The organism is Massilia sp. P2_C2 (genome assembly GCF_056404615.1).
In genome coordinates this window covers 1-2,115 of sequence record NZ_JBFUDR010000541.1, presented here as the reverse complement: position 1 = coordinate 2,115, position 2,115 = coordinate 1, and the positions used below count along the sequence as shown (strand labels likewise).

Sequence of the window (2,115 nt, the reverse complement as noted above, 5' to 3'; positions counted from 1 at the left end):
TCAGCAAGATGGCCGAGGCAGTGGAGACCAAGATCATTGAAGACGTGAAACCGCCGCCACCGCCGGAGACGCCCCCGCCGCCGCCGCCGCCGGAAATGAAGGCCCCGCCTCCGCCGTTCATCCCGCCGGTGGAAGTGCAGGTGCAAACCCCGCCGCCGCAGCAGAATGTGATCGCTAACACGACGCAGGCCAAGCCGCAGACGACGGAACTTCAGAAGGCATTGCCGCAACCGTCGGCTCCGCCCGCTCCGGCAGCCAAGCCGGCAGGCCCGGCCCGGACCCCGGCAGTCGCAGACTTCAATTCGTGCGCGAAGCCGGAATATCCGAAGTCGTCGCAGCGTAACGAAGAAACGGGTGTGTCGACCATTTCGTTCCTGATTGGTGCAGACGGTAGTGTGAAGGATTCCAAGGTCACGAAAACTAGCGGCTTCCGCGACCTGGATAAGGCTGCTCTGGTGGCCCTGGGCAAGTGCCGGTTCAAGGCGGCAACCGAGAACGGCCAGCCCATCGAGTCTTGGCAGCCGGTACAGTACGTCTGGCAGCTGGATTAACCAAGACAGCGTATCGTCTCAACGCATGATTCGTTGTCATTTGTTCAGCGAACTGTTCATTTTAAATTTTTGGAGGAAGCATGTTTAAGAATACCCGTTTGTCCGCTACCGTAGCGGCTCTCCTGTTCTCGGTCACTGCGGCATCGGCACTGGTGTCCGCCCCGGCCTTCGCCGACGCCCCGGCTTCGGCAGCAGCGAGCGCCCCGGCCGCGGCACCGGCCGCTGATGCAGCAGCACCGGCAGCCGACGCTGCCGCTTCGGCACCGGCAGCSGCGGCTCCGGCAGCTGGCGGCGAAGCCAAGAAGGAAGAAGTCGAGAACCCGTTCGGCATCTCCGCCGTGTGGGAAGGCGGCGTCGTCTCGCGCAGCACCCTGATCATCCTGGCGATCATGTCGATGGGTTCCTGGTACATCATCGTTACCAAACTGCTGGACCAGATGAAGATCTTCAAGCAGTCGAAGGAAACCAACCAGAAGTTCTGGAAAGCACCGTCGATCGCCGCCGGCTCGGCTCAACTGACCGAAGGCTCGCCGTTCCGTTTCATCGCTGAAACCGGCACCAAGGCAACCCAGCACCACGACGGCGCCCTGCTCGAGCAGATCGACCTGTCGAGCTGGGTCACCATGCAGATCCAGCGCGCCGTGGACAAAGTCCAGTCGCGCCTGACGGACGGCCTGTCGTTCCTGGCAACCGTCGGTTCGACCGCACCGTTCATCGGTCTGTTCGGTACCGTCTGGGGTATCTACAACGCACTGACCAACATCGGTATGACCGGTAACGCGTCGATCGACAAAGTGGCAGGTCCGGTGGGTGAAGCACTGATCATGACCGCATTCGGTCTGTTCGTTGCAGTTCCGGCCGTTCTGGGCTACAACTGGCTGGTCCGTCGTAACAAGACCGCAATGGAAGACGTCCGCTCGTTCAGCGCTGACGTGCACTCGGTCCTGATCTCGGGCGCAATGCACACGTCGGAAGCCGCACGTGCACAAGGCGCCGCTGCTAAAAAGGTTGGCTAAACCATGAGCATGAGTGTTGGCTCCGATAGCGGAGACGAAGATACCGTCATGTCAGAGATCAACACCACGCCCCTCGTGGACGTGATGTTGGTTCTGCTGATCATCTTCCTGATCACCAGCCCGGTTGTCCTCCACCTGCAGAAGATTAACCTGCCGATCGAGACCAACCAGGTTGTGAAGACCACGCCGGAAGACGTGAACATCGTCGTCAACAAGGATGGCGAGATGTACTGGAACCAGAAGCACCTGGCAAACACCGATGAACTGTTCGATTTCCTGGCCAAGGAATCGGTGAAAGTGCCGCAGCCGGAAGTGAAGATTCGTGGCGACCAGCAAACCCGCTACGAAGCGATCGGCCGCGTGCTTTATACGGCCCAGCGTGCCGGGATTCAGAAGGTCGGCTTCATCACCGAACCGCCTGACAGGGGCTGATCCTCCAGGACGCAACCCTTCGGCGTGACAGGGTCTGAACCCTGTCACGCCGGTTCCCAAGATTTGAAAGGAAACACCATGGGTATGAACGTTGGTTCGTCCGGAGCTAAAGGAGC

3 protein-coding genes are annotated in these 2,115 nt (G+C 60.3%); all 3 read left to right on the top strand.

The window, feature by feature from the left end; all coding sequences use genetic code 11:
• The coding region (locus tag AC1DYX_RS30615) for an energy transducer TonB (protein WP_477265914.1) at nt 1–551 on the top strand (551 nt) is incomplete at its 5' end.
• An 80-nt stretch (nt 552–631) separates the two neighbouring features.
• Nucleotides 632–1,567: a MotA/TolQ/ExbB proton channel family protein gene (locus AC1DYX_RS30610; RefSeq protein WP_477265912.1), complete on the top strand. Its 936-nt coding sequence runs from the start codon at nt 632–634 to the stop codon at nt 1,565–1,567.
• Between the two features lie 3 nt (nt 1,568–1,570).
• Nucleotides 1,571–1,999, top strand: coding sequence for an ExbD/TolR family protein (locus tag AC1DYX_RS30605; RefSeq protein WP_477265911.1), 429 nt, complete (start codon nt 1,571–1,573; stop codon nt 1,997–1,999).
• The last annotated feature ends 116 nt before the right edge of the window (nt 2,000–2,115 follow it).